The sequence below is a fragment of the Robbsia betulipollinis genome (assembly GCF_026624755.1).
GTDB classification, from domain to species: domain Bacteria; phylum Pseudomonadota; class Gammaproteobacteria; order Burkholderiales; family Burkholderiaceae; genus Robbsia; species Robbsia betulipollinis.
In genome coordinates this window covers 138,031-156,255 of sequence record NZ_JAPMXC010000002.1, presented here as the reverse complement: position 1 = coordinate 156,255, position 18,225 = coordinate 138,031, and the positions used below count along the sequence as shown (strand labels likewise).

The window sequence follows — 18,225 nt, the reverse complement described above, 5'->3', positions numbered from 1 at the left end:
GTTTTTCAACATAGCACAGACGCGCGCGCCGGGCCGGCGCAATGGCCGGTATCGCGCCCGCGCCGGGGCCTTTTTTTGTGACCAGCCTGGGCTTTCGGTAACGGCCCGTTGCGGCGCGGCCGAATCCGCCCGGCGGCGCCGGAAAACCACGCAGGGCCGATTGCGTCGCGCTTGCCGGCGGGTTTCTTTACAATGCGGCTTGGCGCAGTACTTTGTCCCATCCTACCGTCGGACATCCGGCCGGCGCCGGCGGGGCGCGCGTGGCAGGGCATGGGTCCGCCACCGCGCCCCGCCGGCGCCGGCCCGAACCGACCGAACGCTTCTACATGGCTCCTACCCGACAAACGACTCCCCCCGGCAACGTGCCGAAACCCTCTCGCTCGCTGGCCTCCCGCCTGCTACTTGCGATCCTCGCACTTTTCGTCGGTCTGGGCGCGCTGGGCGCGCTGTTCGCCGGCTACGTGCTGATCGTGATGACGCCCAATCTGCCGCCGCTCACGGCGCTGACCGACTATCGCCCGAAGGTGCCGCTGCGCGTGTACACCGCGGATCACGTGCTGATCGGCGAGTTCGGCGACGAGCGGCGCAGTCTCGTGCGCTTCGATCAGGTGCCCGACGTGATGAAGCACGCGGTGCTGGCGATCGAGGACTACCGTTTCTATCAGCATGGCGGGGTCGATTTCCTGGGAATCCTGCGCGCGGGCGTGGCCGACGTGGTGCGGGGCGGCGCCTCGCAGGGCGCGAGCACCATCACGATGCAGGTCGCGCGCAACTTTTTCCTGTCGAGCGAGAAGACCTACACGCGCAAGGTCTACGAGATGCTGCTCGCCTACAAGATCGAGTCCGCGTTGACCAAGGACCAGATCCTCGAGCTGTACATGAACCAGATCTACCTGGGGCAGCGCGCGTATGGTTTCGCCAGCGCCGCGCGGGTCTATTTCGGCAAGGACCTGAAAGACATCACGCTCGCGCAGGCCGCGATGCTGGCGGGGCTGCCCAAGGCGCCGTCGGCGTATAACCCGGTGGTCAATCCGAAACGCGCCAAGATCCGCCAGGAATACATCCTCAAGCGCATGCTCGATCTGGCCTATATCACGCGCGAGCAATACGATCAGGCGATCGCCGAGAACATCCATACGCGTGCGGGCGGCGCGACGCAGTTCAGCGTGCACGCCGAGTACGTGGCCGAGATGGTGCGCCAGATGATGTACGCGCAGTACAAGGAAGACACCTACACGCGCGGCCTGAACGTGGTGACCACGATCACCTCGGGCGATCAGGAGGCGGGCTACCGCGCGGTGCGCAAGGGCATCATGGATTACGAGCGCCGTCACGGGTATCGGGGTCCGGAAGCCTTCATCGATCTGCCGGCGGCCGACGACGACCGCGAACAGGCGATCGAGGATGCCTTGCTCGATCACCCGGACAACGGCGATCTGGTGTCGGCGGTGGTGGTGGCGGTGTCGTCGAAGGAAGTGCGGGCGGTGCGCCTGAGCGGCGAGACGGTGACGATCTCCGGCGCGGGGCTGCGTTTCGCGGCACCGGCGCTGTCCCCGCGTGCCCAGCCGAACCAGAAGCTGCGCGCGGGCGCGGTGATCCGGCTGCTCGCCGACGACCGCGGCAACTGGCAGATCACGCAGTTGCCCCAGGTGGAGGGGGCGCTGGTCGCGGTGCATCCGAACGACGGTGCGCTGGTGGCGCTGGTGGGCGGCTTCGACTTCAACAAGAACAAGTTCAACCACGTCACGCAGGCCTGGCGGCAGCCGGGCTCGACGTTCAAGCCCTTCATCTATTCGGCGTCCCTGGAGAAGGGGCTCGCACCGGCGACGATCATCAACGACGCGCCGCTGTATTTCAGCGCGGCGGAAACCGGCGGGCAGCCCTGGGAGCCGAAGGACGACGATCAGCCCGAGGGACCGATGACGATGCGCGCCGCGCTCGAGAAATCGAAGAATCTGGTCTCGATCCGCATCCTGAACTTCATCGGCACCCACTACGGGCAGGATTTCGTGTCGCGCTTCGGTTTCGATCCGGCGAAGAATCCGCCGTATCTGCCGATGGCCCTGGGCGCGGGTCAGGTGACGCCGCTGCAACTGGTCGACGGCTACAGCGTCTTCGCCAACGGCGGTTACCGGGTCAACCCCTACCTGATCGCCGAGGTCACGGACGCGAACGGCGCGGTGCTCTCGCGCGCCGAGCCGCTGGTGGCCGGCGCGAACGCGCCGCGCGTGATCGACGAACGCAACGCCTTCGTGATGGACAGCCTGCTGCACGACGTCGCGACCAAGGGGACCGGCGCGGGCACGAACGCGCTGCGCCGCAACGATCTGTCCGGCAAGACCGGCACGACGAATGATGCGCACGACGGCTGGTTCGCCGGGTATCAGCGCTCGGTGGTGGCGGTGGCGTGGCTGGGTTACGATCAGCCGCGTTCGCTCGGCAGTCGCGAGTTCGGCGCGCAGCTGGCCTTGCCGGTGTGGACGGCCTATATGGGCGAGGCGCTCAAGGGGGTGCCGCAGACGCGCATGCCGATGCCGGCGGGTCTGACGACGATCGACGGCGAACCGTATTTCGACAATATGACGCCGGGCGCGGGTTTCGTCGCCTCGATCGGCATGGATGATCCGGGTGCGGGCACGCCGGCCGATGGCCTGCCGGGCGCCAGTCAGGTCGCGCCGACGATCGATTCGAACGAGCGGCAGCAGATTCTCAATTCGTTCGACAAGCCCTAGCCGCAGGAAAGGCGGCAGGGGGGAACGTCGGGCCGCCGCTCAATAGCACTGCGCGGCGGGAGGCTTCGGGGCGCCGGTAGCGGATTCTTCGCGCGTCGGACCGTGGTCGTGCCCATCGTGGTCGTGGGCGCCGTGGTCGTGGCCATCGTGCCCGTGTGCGTGCCCATGTTCCTGCTCATGCGCTTGCCCCGCGCCGTCGGCGTCCGTGCAGTGCTCGGCTTCGACCTGCACGGTGGCGTGATCGATCGAGAACCGCTCCTTCAACCGCGCGCAGACGGCCGCCGGAATGCGCAGCGGGTCCGCGCCGGGGGTGGCGCGAGCATGCAGCGTCACCATCGCCTGTTCGGAGGTCAGCGACCAGGCATGCAGATGATGCACGTCGCTGATCTCGCCGATCTGCGCGATCAGGTCGGCACGGACCTCTTCCAGATCCAGATCCGACGGCGTCGCCTCCAGGAGGATACGGCCGGCGCTGCGCACGATCTGCCAGGCGCCGCGCACGATCAGCACCGAGACGAATATCGACAGGATGGGGTCGATCGGCGAGAAACCCGTCAGCAGGATCACGCCGGCCGCGATGATCGCCGCCACCGACGAGACCATGTCGCCCAGCACGTGCAGCCAGGCCGAGCGCATGTTCAGGTTCTCGCGGCTGCCGCCATTGAGGATCAGGAAGGTGACGACGTTCGACAGCAACCCGGCGACGGCGACGGCCATCATCATCGGGCCGAGCACCGGTTGCGGTTCGGCGAAGCGCCGGACCGCCTCGATCATCACGCCCAGCGAGACGAGCAGCAGCGTCAGGCCGTTGATAAAGGCCACGAGTACTTCGAGGCGTCGATAACCGTAGGACAGACGCGCCGTCGCCGGGCGCCGGCCAATGCGCAATGCCGCCCAGCTCATGCCGAGCGCCACCGCGTCGGACGCCATGTGCGCGGCGTCCGCGATCAGCGCCAGCGAGCCCGACAGCAGGCCGCCGACGATCTCGATTCCCATGAAAAGGACGATGACCAGCAGCGCCCAGGCGAGCCGCGTCTCGTTGGTGCTGCCATGCACGTGCATGTGACCCGCGCCGCCGTGATGGTGACCGTGGTCGTGGCCGGCGTGACCATGATCGTGCGTGGAAGAGGCGGGGGCGCTTGCCCCCGATGGGTGCTGTTGGGTCATTCGCGATCACTCCGAAGCGCAGGTAACGATACAATGGACCTTAACATAGTTACGTATGAATAGTTGTTCATATGTAATCGCATGACAGCGCCGCCGCCGGTGTGACTCCCGTGGTTCGCCGATGCGCGTTTTCAACCCGTTTCAGAGAGCAGCACGAGCGTCATGTCCCGAATTCCACCGCACAGCGTGCCGCGTCGCGCCGGCACGGCCGTCGCAGGCCCCGCCGGGCACGCGGTGCCCGCGCCAGCGGCTGCTGCCGTGCCGGCCGCCGGCCCCGGTGGGCCGGCGTTGCTGGAGCGCGACGGCGCGGCCGATCCAGCGGCGGGAACCGCTTTCGTGGTGGATGCGCTGGCGCCGTTGTTTCGCCTGCTGGGCGACCCGAGTCGCCTGAGCATCGTCTTCGTCTGCCTGCACGAGGCGGTGTGCGTGTCGGAAATCGCCCGGGCGACGGGCTTGTCGCCGTCGCTGGTCAGCCATCATCTGCGTTTGCTGCGCGGTGCGCGGGTGGTGCGCGGCGTGCGCCGCGGCAAGCAGATCTTCTATACGGCGGCCGACGACCATGTGCGGCGCATGATCGACGACATGCGCGAGCACGTCGTCGAGTGCCCGCAGGACGAGTGACCGCCTCGACCCCGCCGTCCCCGCAGGTCAGCCCCTGCCGAAGCCGGGCGGCATGTGGCGCGCCAGCCCGGTCATCGTGCGCCGCGCGCGTCGCGCGTCGTTGGCCAGTGCGAGCAGGGACGGCAACTGTGCGGGATGGCGCAACAGCGAGGCGATGACCGGCAGGATGCGGGTACCGCCGTCGGCATGCATGCCGGCGAGCGCGGCAGCCGGCAGCGTGTGGCTGGCGCGGTCGATCACGACCCGGCAGACGACGAACGGCAGGCCGTGCGTGGCGGCGACGCGGGCGAGCGCCGCCGACTCCATGTCGACGGCGGCCGCGCCGGTGCGCCGGTGCAGCAGCTGTTTTTGCGCGGCGCTTACGACCGGCGTGGCCGACCCGACGAAGTCCACACAGGCGGCATGCGGCAGGGCGGCAACCAGTCGTTCCAGCCAGCGGGCGTCGACGGGATGGCGCCGCATGTCGCGGGTCCCGGTTTCCGTTCCCGCTTCGCTTCCCGCCCGGGGCATTCCCGCCCGGGGCATTCCCGCCCGGGGCATCCCCGCGTGGGGAGACACGACATCGGCGGGGTCCGGCGCGCGCGCCGGGGGCAGTTCCAGCACGGTCCGCGCGAGCAGGCAGTCGCCGGGCTGGCACGCGGGATCGAGCGCGCCGGCCGTGCCGAAGCTGACGATCCCGCTCGGGCGCCGCCCGGCCGCCGCCAGCCGGGCATGCAGCGCTGCCGCGGCCGCGGCGCCCACGCCGAAGAGGACGTCCACGTCCGCGCAGCGGCGCGCGATCGCCGCCTCGAACGCGAGCCCGGTGACGACGAGCACGCGTGGCGCGCCGTCACCGGCCGACGCGCCGCGGCCTGCGCCCTCCTGAACCGGATCGTCGCGGCCTGGCGTCACAGTCCGTAGGCGACGTGACGCGTGCCCGCGCGCCGCAGGTTGCGGTAGCGGGCGAGCGCCCAAAGCGGGAAGTAATGCGCATACCCGTGGTAGCGCAGATAGAACACGCGGGGAAAACCGGTGGCCGTGAAACGCGGTTCGTCCCAGAACCCCGCGCGGTTCTGCGTCGCGATCAGATAGGCCACCCCCCGCGCGACCCGGGCGTCGTCGACGACGCCGGCCGACATCAGGCCCAGCAGCGCCCACGCGGTCTGCGACGCGGTGGAGGGCGCGCTCGCGTGACCCCGGTAGTCGAGCCGGTAGCTGTCGCCGTCCTCGCCCCAGCCGCCGTCTGCATTCTGGATCTGAAACAGCCAGTCCACCGACCGGCGGATCAGCGGGGAGCCATGCGCGTCGATGCCCACGCCATTGAGCGCGCACAGCGCCGCCCAGGTGCCGTAGATATAATTCATGCCCCAGCGGCCATGCCAGCTGCCGTTCGCTTCCTGATGGGTGAGCAGATAGTCGGTCACCCGCGCCACCGCCGGATCGTCGCGGCTCGCGCCCAGCTGGGTCAGCATCGACAGGCAGCGTGCCGACACGTCCACCGTGGGCGGATCGAGCAGCGCGCCGTGATCGGCGAACGGAATGTTGTTCAGATACTCGTGCGTGTTCTCGGGTTCGAATGCGCCCCAGCCGCCTTCGCTGCTCTGCATGCCCAGTACCCATTCGCGCCCGCGCGAGATCGACCGGGTGTAGTCGGCCGTGCCCGCGAGGCGGTCCATCGCCATCACCACCACCGCGGTGTCGTCGACATCGGGGTAATGGTCGTTCGCATACTGGAACGCCCAGCCTCCCGGGCGCACGTCCGGCCGGCGCGCCGACCAGTCGCCGGCGGTCTCCAGGATCTGCAATGGTCGCAGCCACTCCGCGCCGGCAAGGGCCGCGCGCCGCGCCGCAGGGGTGCCGGACTCGAGCAGCGCATGCGCGGCCAGCGCCGTGTCCCAGACGGGCGAGAGGCAGGGCTGGCAATAGGCTTCGTCGTCACGGATGACGAGCAGTCTATCGATCGCGCGGCGGGCGATCGCGCGTTGCGGATGCTCCGGCGGGTAGCCCAGCGCGTCGAACATCATGACCAAGTTCGCCATCGCGGGGTAGATCGCCCCGAGGCCATCCTCGCCATTGAGGTGCGACGAAACGAATTCGACCGCCGTGCGCTTGGCGCGTTCGCGCAGCGAGGCGGGCATCAGCCAGTCGGTCGCCCGCAGCAGCACGTCGGTCACGCGGAAAAAGCGGAACCAGTGGCGGTTCTGATGCGGGGCGTGTTTCGCGAGCCCGACGTTCACCGCCGGCTCGACGAACAGTTCGTCGAGCCGCACGCCGCGCGGATTGCGCGCGCGTGGCCGGTCGAGTTGCAGCACCAGCAGCGGCACGATGACCGTGCGCGCCCAGTACGAGATCTTCGACAGGTGGAAAGGGAACCAGCGCGGCAGCAGCACGATCTCGATCGGCATCATCGGTACCGCGCGCCACGACAGCACCCCGTACAGTGCCAGCAGGATGCGGGTGAAGACATTGCTGCCCGCCGCGCCGCCGTGCGCGAGGATCGCCTCGCGCGCGCGGCGCATGTGCGGCGCATCGATCGCGTCGCCGATCATTTTCAGCGCGAAATAGGCCTTCACGCTCGCACTGATATCCAGCGGTCCGTCGTGAAAGAGCGGCCAGCCGCCATGCGCGCCCTGGATGCGTCGCAGATAGACGGCAATCTTCGCTTCCAGCGCCACATCCGGTTTCTCGGCCAGATGGTGCACCAGCAGCACGTATTCGGCGGGGATCGTCGCATCGGCCTCGAGTTCGTACAGCCAGTGACCGTCGGGACGCTGGGCATCGAGCAAACTCTGCGTGGCGGCCTCGACCGCGTTTTCGAGCCCGGCGGACGAGGCGGCGTCGGGCGCCATGGGCAGACCGGGCGACGTGGCCAGGGTTGCGGATCGCGATCGCGGCTCGGCGCGCATCCCCGGCGCAATGGCGTCCGCGTTCGCGCGAAGGAGGGTGTCGGCGAGGGCCTGCTTTTCAGGCTGAGTGGTATCGTTCATGCGTTATCTTGGCTTTGCGTCGCCGCTCGAAGGCGGCTGTCGTTTCATCACCGGTGCCGCAGATTGCGCGACGCTCCCAATATCAAAAGAATCCGTATCGAAGATACAGGGTGGCCAGCCGCAATCGCGATACCCGCACGCGCTCGCGGGGAGCCGTCCAGCCGCGCGCGACGGTTTTTTCCAGCGTTTCGCGATAGACCGCCGACATCAGGCGCGGCGCTTTCACCGTGGCGCGCGGCGCGCGGCGCATCAGCGCATCGGCTTCGACGTAATGCACCCGTGCCGCGCGCGCCAGCCAGGTGCAGGCGAGCGGCAAGCCCGCGGCGGCGAGCACTGCGTGCGGGGTCCGCTCGGCGATATCCGCGCCGATCAGCGATTCGCGCGCGAGGTAGAGACGATTGATCGCCGCGTCCTCGTCGAGATCGCGCAGGATGTTCGTGAACTGCAGCGCCCGGCCCAGGTGATGGGCGAGCTTCACGCCCAGCGGGCGGGGCAGACCGAAGACCTGGGTGCAAAGGCGGCCGACCGCGCTGGCGACCCGGTCGCAATAGAGATCGAGAACTTCGAAGCTGGGCGCCTGGATATCGGCGTCGAGATCCATCTGCATGCCATCGATCACGGCGACGAAATCGGCCTGCTGCAGGTCGAAGCGGGCCACGGCGGCGGCAAGCCGGGGCGGTGCCACGGCGCCCGGGCCGGCTGCGACGTTCACGGTCGACGTTCCCGGATACATCGCATCGATCCGCTCGCGCCATACGTCCAGCGCTGCACGTCGCGCGCCGCGCTCCCCGTCGCCGTCGGCGATATCGTCGACGGCGCGACAGAAGCTGTAGATCTCGTACATCGCTTCGCGCTGCTCGGGCGGCAGCACGCGCATCGCCAGATAGAACGAACTGCGCCGCGCCTGCAAAGGGCTGCCGTCACCCGCGTTGACACCGTCGGCGCCCGGTGCGGGGCGCGTGCCGGGTTCGACGGGTTCGCGGGGTTCGATGGGATCGATGGAATTCGCAGTCGCCAACCGGCTGCTCCTGATTGAGGTCGATTGAGGTCATACCCCGGCTTCAGGGTCCGGGTCCGGAGAGGATTATACCGAAGCAGTGCAAAGACGTTCGATGGGCGCGCCCGGGGGCCGACCAGCGTGGCTCACCGCGAAGGGCAGTACGGTGCCGCCGCTAGCAGAGCAGTCCGTTGCGCGGCTTGAGTTCGGTTTCGGCGTCGTCGGACTCGCTGTCGTCGGACTCGCTGTCGCGCTCGACGTCCTCGCCATCGTCGTCGTCCGCCGCGCCGGCCGGGCCGCTGGCGGCACGCCGTCGCGCGCGGTTCACGATGCGCTCCAGGAAGGCGAGTTGCTGGTCGAGCCGCGCGTCGCGTGCCTGCGGATCGTCGGGCAGGCCGGGGTCGTCCGCTGGCAGGATCACGGCTATTGCGGGTCGGTTTCGGTCGGACATGGCACCCTCCGGCGGCAAGCGGGCCGCGATTGGTCGGTCAAGCCATCGATTGACCGCACTCGGGATTGCATTCGAGTGTAGACGATCGCGCGCCGAGATCAAGGCGCAAAGCCGTCCCGTGCGGCATGGTATCTGCTAGGGTTTGTCATAGGGGTGCGGTGCGTACCCGATCGAGCAAGGACGATGACCATGAGCGCGACCACGAGCGGCAAGAAGATGAGCGACCCCTATCCCCATCCCTCCGGCGGCTGGGGGTCGATTCGCGAGGTGACGGAGATCCTGGTCCAGGAAAACGTCCTCTCGGCCAAAGGGATCAAGGTACTTCTCAAGCAGAACAAGTCCGATGGCTTCGCCTGCGTGAGCTGTTCGTGGGCGAAGTCCGGAAAACCGCACGTGGCGGAATTTTGCGAAAGCGGGGCGAAGGCGAGCGCCTGGGAAATCACCAGCAAGCGTGCCGACGCCGCCTTCTTCGCGCAGCACACGCTTACCGAACTGGAAAGCTGGAGCGATCACGAACTGGAGGGCACCGGCCGCCTCACCGAGCCGATGAAATGGGACGCGGCGAGCGACCGTTACCTGCCGATCGCCTGGACGCAGGCCTTTGCGGAAATCGGCGCGGCGTTGCGCAAGCTCGATCCGAAATCCGTCGTCTGTTATGCGTCGGGCCGGGCTTCGCTCGAGACGTCCTACATGTGGCAACTGTTTGCGCGCCTGTACGGCAACAACAATCTGCCCGACAGTTCCAACATGTGCCACGAAACCACCTCGGTGGCGCTGCCGCAATCGATCGGCGTGCCGATCGGCACGATCCGTCTCGAGGATTTCGAGCACACCGACTGCATTTTCTTCTTCGGCCAGAATGTCGGCACCAACAGCCCGCGGATGCTGCATCCGCTGCAGGAAGCCCGCAAGCGCGGTTGCGAGATCATCACGTTCAATCCCATCCGCGAGCCGGGCTTGATCAGTTTCGCCAATCCGCAGTCGCCGCTGGAGATGCTGACGCCGAAACAGACGACGATCAGCACCCAGTATCATCAGCCGCGCGTGGGCGGCGACAGCGCGGTGGTGATGGGCATCTGCAAGACGGTGATCGCGGCCGACGATGCGGCGCTGCGCGACGGCGACGCGCGCATACTCGACATCGAATTCATCGAACAGCACACGCACGGCGTCGAGGCGTTCAAACAGGCGGCGCGCGCGACCGCATGGGAGGTCATCGAACGCGAGTCGGGGCTCAAGCGCGAGGCGATCGAGCGGGCGGCGGCCGTGTACATGAAGGCGAAGGCGGTCATCGTCCTGTACGGGATGGGATTGACGCAGCATCGCAAGGGCGTGCGCAATGTGCAGATGCTGTGCAACATGCTGTTCCTGCGCGGCAATATCGGCAGGCCCGGCGCAGGCGTCTCGCCGGTACGGGGCCATTCGAACGTGCAGGGGCAGCGCACCGTGGGCATCACCGAGAAGCCGGAGCTGGCGCCGCTGGACAAGCTCGCCGAATTGTTTCATTTCGAGCCGCCGCGCGACAAGGGACTGACCACGGTGGAAGCGTGCGAGGGCGTGCTGGACGGTAGCGTCAAGGCCTTCCTCGGGCTGGGCGGCAATTTCACCCGCGCGGTGCCCGATACGGACCGGGTCGAGGCGGCGTGGCGCTCGCTGCCGCTGATGGTGCAGATCGCCACCAAGCCGAACCGCAGCCACCTGATCCACGGCGAACTCGCCTACCTGCTGCCCTGCCTGGGCCGCATCGAGATCGACCGGCAGGCCAGCGGCGAACAGGCGGTCTCGATGGAAGACAGCACGGGCGTCATGCACGGCTCGCGCGGACAGGTCGAACCGGCGGCCGACACGCTGCTTTCCGAGGCGGCGATCGTTGCCGGGATCGCGAAGGCGACGCTCGACCCGAATCCGCATGTCGACTGGGACGGCTGGGTCGGCAACTACAGCAGGATACGTGACATGATGGCGCTGACTTTCCCGGAAAACTACAAGGACATCAATACCCGGATGTGGTTTCCGGACGGTTTTCCCCGGCCCAACGCCGCTCGCGAACGCAAGTGGAAGACCAAGACCGGCAAGGCGACCTTCGCCACCCCCGACAGTTTCGAGGCCAATCCGGACATGCCGGAGACCGAACCGGGCAGGAACCTGCAACTGTTCACGATCCGCAGCGATGGCCAGTTCAACACGACCGTCTACACGATGGACGACCGGTTCCGCGGCGTCTATGGCACGCGCAAGGTGTTGCTGATGAATCCACGCGACATCGCCCACTGGGGACTGAACGACGGCGAGGTGGTCAAGGCGAGCACGATCTCGCACGACGGCATCGCGCGCAGCGTCGGCGGGCTGAAGATCATGTCCTTCGACGTGCCCGACGGTTGCGTGGCGGGCTATTACCCGGAATGCAACCCGCTGATCCCGCTGTGGCATCACGACGACCAGGCGAAGACGCCGGCGTCGAAATCGATCCCGATCAGCCTGGAGCGGGAGCCGGTGGCGGCCTAGCCGCGCTGCACGCGCGGCAGTATCAGCGCGTGGATGGCGGCGGCGACGCCGTCGTCGGCATTGCTCAACGTGACGGCGTGCGCGTGCGCGCGCACGTCTTCGCGCGCCTGACCCATGGCGATCGCCAGTCCCGCCTCGCGAAACATCGCGACGTCGTTGGCCATGTCGCCCAGCACCGCCACTTCGGTAACCGGCACGCCCAGTTGCCGGGCGATGCCCCGCACCGCCTGCCCCTTGTTGGCGTCCGGATGGGTGATGTCCAGGTAATAGACCTGCGACAGACCGATCGTCAGCGCATCCCCGAGCGCGGCGCGCATGTCCCGGTCGACCTCGGCCAGATGCGCGACGTCCACGCATGGCCCGACGATCTTGTCCACCGAGCTGAGGTCGTCGAAGCGTTCGACGAGGGTCGGCCCATAGCCGATGGTCTGCTCCTCGTGGTCGACATAGTCGCCGTCGCGGCGCCGGATCTGCCAGGCGCCGCGCGTGAACACCCAGGCGTCGATGCCCTGGGCTTCGAGCATGTCCAGCACGCGCCGCGCGAGTGCCGCGGGAATCGGATGCGATTCCAGGACATCCAGCGACGGCGAGACGATATTGCCGCCGTTGTAGGCGGCGAGCGGCGCCGTGATGCCCAGTTCGTTGAGATAGCCGAGCAGGCCGCGGGGCGGGCGTGCGCTGGCGAGCGAGAACGGGATCCCCGCCGCCTGCAGGGCGCGCACCGCGGCCACCGTTGCCGGCGCGAGCGACTTGTCCGGGCGCACCAGCGTGCCGTCGATATCCGAGATGACCGCGGAAATGCGTCGTGCCGGCGGTGCCAGGCCCGCGTCGCGGATTTCCTGGTCCGTGCGCAGCGCCGGCCGGTCGGCGGCCGTCGGGTTGGCCGATCTGGGCGCGGACGGCGGATGGCTGTGGTCGTCAGGTGACATGGGCGAGGCTCCGGATGGGAAAGACATCGGTCAATGGTAGAGCAATCTCAGTCTGTGAGCGCGGGTCCGGCAAGCCGCCAGAGCGCCGCGCCGCCCTCGAGCCCGGCGTCGTTCGACACCGTGCTGATCTCCGGCGGCAGGCACACGTCGATGCGCGCCGCGTTGCCCCCACCGATATAGAGATGATCGTAGTGCAGCAGGCTGTCGAGGATGGCGATGGTGCGCAGCACCCGCCGGTTCCAGCGTCGTCTGCCGATTTTCTTGCGCGCGACGTCGCCGACATAGTCGTTATAGCTTTTGCGGCCGCGAATCGGATGATGCGCCAGTTCCAGGTGCGGCGTGGGTTGACCATTCAGGAAAAGGGCGGTGCCCGCTCCCGTGCCCAGCGTCAGAACCAACTCCAGGCCCACGCCGCGGATGGCCGCGAGCCCCTGCATCAGCGCGTCGTTGACGAGACGCGCCGGCCGGTTGCCGAACGCCTGCGACAGCGCGGTCTCGAGCGGGTATCCCACCCAGTGTTCGTCCTTGAAGTGCGGCGCGGTCAGGACCCGGCCGTCCCGTACCACACCGGGAAAGCCGATCGCGACGCGGTCATAGTCCCCGAGTTCGCGGCACAGCGTCACCAGCGCGGCAATGAGTACGTCGGGCGGGCAGGGATAGGGCGTGGGCGTGCGCAGCCGCTCGCCGATCAGCGTGCCTTGCGCGTCGATCAGCGCTGCCTTCAGACCGGTGCCGCCGATATCGATCGCCAGAATGTTCAGGGATGCAGGTTGGGATTTTGCCATTTGCTTCCGCCATGGGGTTTCGTTCAAAGAAGGATGCGGCGCCGAAAACACATATTCGGAAGGCGCTTCTTGCTTTCTGTCAATTAATGTTTATACTTGGAACAGTCTCCTCCACCTCCTCCTTGGTGGATTCAGGCCCGAACTTTTGGTTCGGGTTTTTTTTTGCCTACCGCCCCGGCATGCTCAGATTTCGTCGGATGCGTGCCGCTCGTGCGGGGCGCCGAGGCGATTTGCACCCGCCCGTGCGACGCGTTTCACGTCCGGCGCCAGTTGCGCGAAGATCCAGGCCGAGGCCGCCGTGATCAGGCCGACGCTGAGAAAGGTGGCGTGGAAGGACGGCAGCGAACCTGCGCTCTCGTTGGTCGCGAGCATCGTCTGGAACGCGGCCAGCAGCGCCCCCGCGACGGTCACCCCCAGACTCATCGCCAGCATTTGCACCATCGAGAATAGCCCGTTGCCGCTGCTCGCGCCGCCTCGTGCCAGATCCTTGAGCGTCAGCGTGTTCATGGCGGTGAACTGCAGGGAGTTCACCGCGCCGAACACGCCGAACTGCAGCAGGCGCAGGGCGAGCGGTTGATGGGGCGACACCAACGCGAAACTGGCCATCGCCAGGCCGACCAGAACCGTGTTGGTCACCAGCACGCGCCGATAGCCGTAGCGCACGATCAACGGCGCGGCCACCCGCTTGACGGCCATCCCTGCGGCGGCCACCGGCAGCATCATCAATCCCGCGTGAAACGGCGTGTAGCCCAGGCTCACCTGCAGCAGCAGCGGCAGCAGATAGGGCATCGCGCCGCTGCCGATGCGGGCGAACAGATTGCCCAGCAGGCCGACGCAGTACGAATGGATGCGAAACAGGTCGAGCGGGAAGAGCGGGTAGGTGGCGCGCGTGGCGTGCAGTGCATAGGCGGTCAGCGCAGCGAGGCTCACGACCAGCAGCACCAGCACCGTCGCGTGCTGCAGTCCGAGTTCGGCCAGACCGTCGAGCGACAGCGACAGCGTCATCATGCCCACGGCGAGCAGGAAATAGCCCTTGAGATCGAAGCGTTGCACGGGTGTACGCGCGTCCAGCATGAACAGACGCGTGGCGACGATGCCCGCCAGGCCCACCGGTACATTGATCAGAAAGATCCAGTGCCAGGAGGCGATCGACACCAGCCAGCCGCCCAGCGTCGGGCCGATCAGCGGGCCGACCAGCCCCGGTATGGCGACGAAGCTGAGCGCCCGCAGGTACTGGTCCGAGGAAAACGTGCGCAGGATCGCGAGGCGTCCGACGGGCAGCAGCATCGCACCGCCCACCCCCTGAACGACGCGTGCGGCCACCAGCGCGTCGAGCGAACGCGACAGCGCGCAGGCAAGGGAGCCGGCGACGAACAGAACGATCGCCGCCATGTAGACGCGTCGCGTGCCGAAGCGGTCCGCCAGCCAGCCCGAGGCGGGGATCGCCATCGCCATCGTCAACGCATAGGCGATGACGACCGACTGCATGCGCAATGGGCTTTCTCCCAGCGCCCGGGCCATCGCCGGCAGGGCGGTATTGACGATCGTCGTGTCCAGGGTCTGCATGAAAAACCCGACCGCGACGGTCCACAGCATGATCGACATCGAACGTGGCGTCTGCATCTGTTTCGTTATCCTCCCGATCGCGACGCGTGCGGGGCGCCGCCGCCGTTGGCCGCCAGCTGTCCATTAGGGTATTTGCCAGTGCGAATGACTGCGTGGAGTATAGCGCGTTCGGGCAGCGACGCGCTGTGGGCGAAGGCGCTGGAGCATGCGCGGGCGTTCGCGTGCCATCCGGCGCACGCCGCAGTGACCGGGCCCGATGCGCATGGCATACTCGCCGCGTCTGTCCGCCGCGCATCCGCCTGGCGCATCCGCCTCGCGTATCCGCCCAGGTCAACCGCCGTCATGGGTGACCGCCCGTTCCAGAGGAAGCTTCGTCATGACCGATCATGCGCTGAACGATGCGGGGTCCGCTCCGTCCGCTGCGTCCTGTCCCTCTCCGTCCGATCGTTCCGAAGGCGCGGCGCCGCGGCGCCCGCATGACGTTACGCACGGGCCCACTGCGGAAGCGCCCTTGGAACCGCTCGCGGAAAAGGACCGCGCGCTGTTCGACGACATCCGTTTTCTCGGTCGATTGCTCGGCGACGTCGTGCGCGAGCAGGAAGGCGAAGCGGTATTCGCGGTGGTCGAAGGCATACGCCAGACGGCGGTGCGGCTGCGCCGCGACGGCGAGGCGCAGGCCACGCGCGAACTCGATGCGCTGCTCGCCGGGCTGAGCGCCGAGCAGACCGTGTCGGTGGTGCGCGCCTTCAGTTATTTTTCCCATCTGGCGAATATCGCCGAGGACCGGCATCACAACCGTCGCCGGCGCCACCACAGGCTGGCGGAATCCGCCCCGCGCGCGGGCACGCTGGCGTTCGCGCTGGCGCGGCTGGCGGACGAAGGCCGTGATCCCGGCGCGGTGCGGACCTTTCTCGAAGACACGCTGATCGTGCCGGTGTTGACCGCGCATCCCACCGAGGTGCAGCGCAAGAGCATCCTCGATGCGCAGCGCGCGATTGCCCGGCTGCTCGCCACGCGCGATGCGCCGTCCAGCCGGCGGGAACACGCGCACAACGAGGCGCTGCTGCGCGCCCAGGTCACGACGCTCTGGCAGACCCGGATGCTGCGGCACGTCCGGCTCAGCGTGGAAGACGAGATCGAGAACGCGCTCAGCTATTACCGCGCGACCTTTCTGCACGAGATTCCCGCGTTGTACGCCGATCTGCAGAGCGACCTGGAGCAGGCCGAAAGCGCGCTGCCCGCGGCGCCGCGGGGCGCGACCCCGGCGTCGTCGCCTGCGGCATCACCCGCCCCGGCGGACGCGGCGCGCGCGCGCCGCGATCTGCCGTGTTTCCTGCAGATGGGCAGCTGGATCGGCGGCGACCGCGACGGCAACCCGAACGTCGATGCATCGACGCTGCGCGCCGCGTTGCGCCGCCAGGGCGCGGTGGCGTTCGATCACTATCTGGAACAGGTGCATGCGCTGGGCGCGGAACTATCGGTGTCGAGCACGCTGGTGCCGGCGAGCGCCGCGTTGCGCCGGCTCGCCGAGGCGTCGCCCGACGTGTCCGAACATCGCGCCGACGAGTGGTACCGGCGGGCGCTGATCGGCATCTACGCGCGTCTCGCGGCCAGCGCACGCGTGCGGCTCGGGGACGCCGCGCCGCCGGGCCGCCCCACGCAGGACGCGGCACCTTACGACGATGCCGAGGCGTTCGCGGCCGACCTGCGGGTGGTGCGTGATTCGCTCGACGCGCATCATGGCGCGGCGCTGGCCGAGCCCCGGCTCTCGCCATTGCTGACGGCGATCGACGTCTTCGGCTTCCACCTCGCGAGCGTCGATCTGCGCCAGACTTCCGATGTCCACGAGGCCGTGGTCGCCGAGTTGCTCGCGGTGGCCGGCGTCACGCCCGCGTACGCATCGCTCGACGAAGCCGCGAAACGGCAAGTGTTGTTGGCGGAGATCGCCCAGCGTCGGCCGCTGCGCTCGCCGTATTTCGCCTACTCGGCGCGCTGTGCGGGGGAACTGGCGATTTTCGAGGCGGCCGCGGCCTTGCGTGCGCGTTTCGGACCGCGCGCGGTGCGCAACGTCATCATCTCGCACACGGAAGCCGTCAGCGATCTTCTCGAAGTCATCCTGTTGCAGAAAGAAACCGGCCTGGCCGTCGCGCCGCATGGCGAGGAGATGCCGGGTCTGACGGCAACGCCGACGGCGGATCCCGCGGCGGGCTTGATGGTGATTCCGCTGTTCGAGACGATCGAGGATCTGCGGCATGCGGCGGACATCATGCGCGAGTATTTCGACCTGCCGTGCACCGCCGGGCGGCTGGGCGCGCAGCGGCACGAGCAGGAGGTCATGCTCGGCTATTCCGACAGCAACAAGGATGGCGGTTTTCTCACGTCGAACTGGGAACTGTATCGCGCCGAACTGGCGCTGGTCGCGTTGTTCGACGAACGCCGCGTGCGCCTGCGCCTGTTCCACGGGCGGGGCGGCACGGTCGGCCGGGGCGGCGGCCCGACGTACCAGGCGATTCTCGCCCAGCCGCCCGGCACCGTCGACGGCCAGATCCGCCTGACCGAGCAGGGCGAGCAGATCGCCGGGAAATACGGCAATCCGGAAATCGGCCGACGCAATCTCGAAGCGGTGGTTGCCGCCACGCTCGAGGCCAGCCTGGGACGCCGTCAGGCATCGGACGCATCGCTCGCGCGCTTCGAGGCGACGATGGCGGCACTGTCCGGCGCGGCGATGCGGGCCTATCGCGCATTGGTCTACGAGACGCCGGGCTTCGTCGATTACTTCTTCGCCGCCACGCCGATCGCGGAAATCGCCGAACTCAATCTCGGCAGCCGGCCCGCGTCGCGCAAGCTTCAGGACCCGCAGGCGCGGCAGCTGTCGGATCTGCGGGCGATCCCCTGGGGATTTTCCTGGGGGCAATGCCGGCTGTTGCTGCCCGGCTGGTACGGCTTCGGCAGCGCACTGCAGGGCTGGCTGGCCGGCGATTTCGACGACGCGTCGGCGCCGGTTGCGGGGAGCGCGGGCGCCCCGGACATCGACGCGGCAGCACAGGTGGCCGCCCAGGCGGCGACCGGCGCGACACGGCTCGCCGAGTTGCAGGCGATGTACCGCGACTGGCCGTTCTTCGCGAACCTGCTGTCGAACATGGACATGGTGCTGGCGAAGACCGACCTCGCGCTGGGCGCACGCTACGCGAGCCTGGTGCCCGACGCCGCGTTGCGCGACACCGTGTTCGGCCAGATCCGCGCGGAATGGCAACGCAGCGTCGACGCTTTCGCCGCCATCACCGGCCACGCCGAACGCCTCGTCGGCAACCCTCTGCTGGCGCGTGCGATTCGTAATCGCTTTCCCTATCTTGACCCGCTGAATCATTTGCAGGTCGAACTACTGCGCCGGCACCGGGCCGGCGAAAGCAGCGAAAAACTGACGCGCGGCATCAAGCTGTCGATCAACGGCATTGCGTCGGGCCTGCGCAATACAGGCTAAAGTCCCGCGCCCACCGCGGGCAAAC

General features: G+C 68.0%; 12 protein-coding genes. 4 read left to right on the top strand and 8 right to left on the bottom strand.

All coding sequences use genetic code 11. The features are described 5' to 3' along the window. The first annotated feature begins 326 nt into the window (after window positions 1-326). Window positions 327-2,732 carry a penicillin-binding protein 1A gene (locus tag OVY01_RS12485; RefSeq protein WP_432422235.1) on the top strand — a complete coding sequence of 802 codons (2,406 nt, stop codon included), beginning with the start codon at window positions 327-329 and terminating at the stop codon, window positions 2,730-2,732. 39 nt (window positions 2,733-2,771) lie between these two features. Here OVY01_RS12485 and OVY01_RS12480 read toward each other — a convergent pair whose 3' ends face one another. Continuing rightward, window positions 2,772-3,899 (bottom strand): cation diffusion facilitator family transporter, encoded by a 1,128-nt coding sequence (locus OVY01_RS12480; RefSeq protein WP_267847919.1) that lies wholly within the window; start codon window positions 3,897-3,899, stop codon window positions 2,772-2,774. A 162-nt stretch (window positions 3,900-4,061) separates the two neighbouring features. On the opposite strand from OVY01_RS12480, the gene OVY01_RS12475 reads away from it, so the two are divergent. Further along, window positions 4,062-4,520 carry an ArsR/SmtB family transcription factor gene (locus tag OVY01_RS12475; RefSeq protein ID WP_349293518.1) on the top strand — a complete coding sequence of 153 codons (459 nt, stop codon included), beginning with the start codon at window positions 4,062-4,064 and terminating at the stop codon, window positions 4,518-4,520. 27 nt (window positions 4,521-4,547) lie between these two features. Here the strand turns inward: OVY01_RS12475 and OVY01_RS12470 are convergent, their stop codons facing one another. The 4 genes from OVY01_RS12470 to OVY01_RS12455 all read right to left on the bottom strand — a co-directional run bounded on the left by OVY01_RS12470 (window position 4,548) and on the right by OVY01_RS12455 (window position 8,934). Then, window positions 4,548-5,411: a phosphorylase family protein gene (locus tag OVY01_RS12470; RefSeq protein ID WP_267847918.1), complete on the bottom strand. Its 864-nt coding sequence runs from the start codon at window positions 5,409-5,411 to the stop codon at window positions 4,548-4,550. Then, window positions 5,408-7,486, bottom strand: coding sequence for a squalene--hopene cyclase (gene shc, locus OVY01_RS12465; protein WP_432422234.1), 2,079 nt, complete (start codon window positions 7,484-7,486; stop codon window positions 5,408-5,410). The genes OVY01_RS12470 and shc overlap by 4 nt, the downstream gene beginning before the upstream one ends. An 82-nt stretch (window positions 7,487-7,568) precedes the next feature. Then, window positions 7,569-8,504: a presqualene diphosphate synthase HpnD gene (gene hpnD / locus OVY01_RS12460; RefSeq protein ID WP_267847916.1), complete on the bottom strand. Its 936-nt coding sequence runs from the start codon at window positions 8,502-8,504 to the stop codon at window positions 7,569-7,571. Between the two features lie 154 nt (window positions 8,505-8,658). Next, window positions 8,659-8,934, bottom strand: coding sequence for a hypothetical protein (locus OVY01_RS12455; RefSeq protein ID WP_267847915.1), 276 nt, complete (start codon window positions 8,932-8,934; stop codon window positions 8,659-8,661). A gap of 189 nt (window positions 8,935-9,123) precedes the next feature. Here OVY01_RS12455 and OVY01_RS12450 point away from each other — a divergent pair, with 189 nt between their 5' ends. Further along, on the top strand, window positions 9,124-11,439 hold the full coding sequence (locus tag OVY01_RS12450; RefSeq protein WP_267847914.1) for an FdhF/YdeP family oxidoreductase: 2,316 nt from the start codon (window positions 9,124-9,126) through the stop codon (window positions 11,437-11,439). Here the strand turns inward: OVY01_RS12450 and OVY01_RS12445 are convergent. From OVY01_RS12445 to mdtD, 3 genes are all read right to left on the bottom strand, one after another. Then, window positions 11,436-12,368, bottom strand: a complete 933-nt coding sequence (locus OVY01_RS12445) for a Cof-type HAD-IIB family hydrolase (RefSeq protein ID WP_267847913.1) — start codon at window positions 12,366-12,368, stop codon at window positions 11,436-11,438. The genes OVY01_RS12450 and OVY01_RS12445 overlap by 4 nt on opposite strands. Before the next feature lie 47 nt (window positions 12,369-12,415). Continuing rightward, window positions 12,416-13,153 (bottom strand): ROK family protein, encoded by a 738-nt coding sequence (locus OVY01_RS12440; RefSeq protein WP_267847912.1) that lies wholly within the window; start codon window positions 13,151-13,153, stop codon window positions 12,416-12,418. Window positions 13,154-13,336: 183 nt separating this feature from the next. Further along, window positions 13,337-14,776: a multidrug transporter subunit MdtD gene (mdtD, locus tag OVY01_RS12435; RefSeq protein ID WP_267847910.1), complete on the bottom strand. Its 1,440-nt coding sequence runs from the start codon at window positions 14,774-14,776 to the stop codon at window positions 13,337-13,339. A gap of 319 nt (window positions 14,777-15,095) precedes the next feature. Here mdtD and ppc point away from each other — a divergent pair, with 319 nt between their 5' ends. Further along, a complete protein-coding gene (ppc, locus tag OVY01_RS12430; protein WP_267847909.1) occupies window positions 15,096-18,200 on the top strand; it encodes a phosphoenolpyruvate carboxylase in 3,105 nt (1,034 codons plus the stop codon). Window positions 18,201-18,225 lie beyond the last annotated feature (25 nt).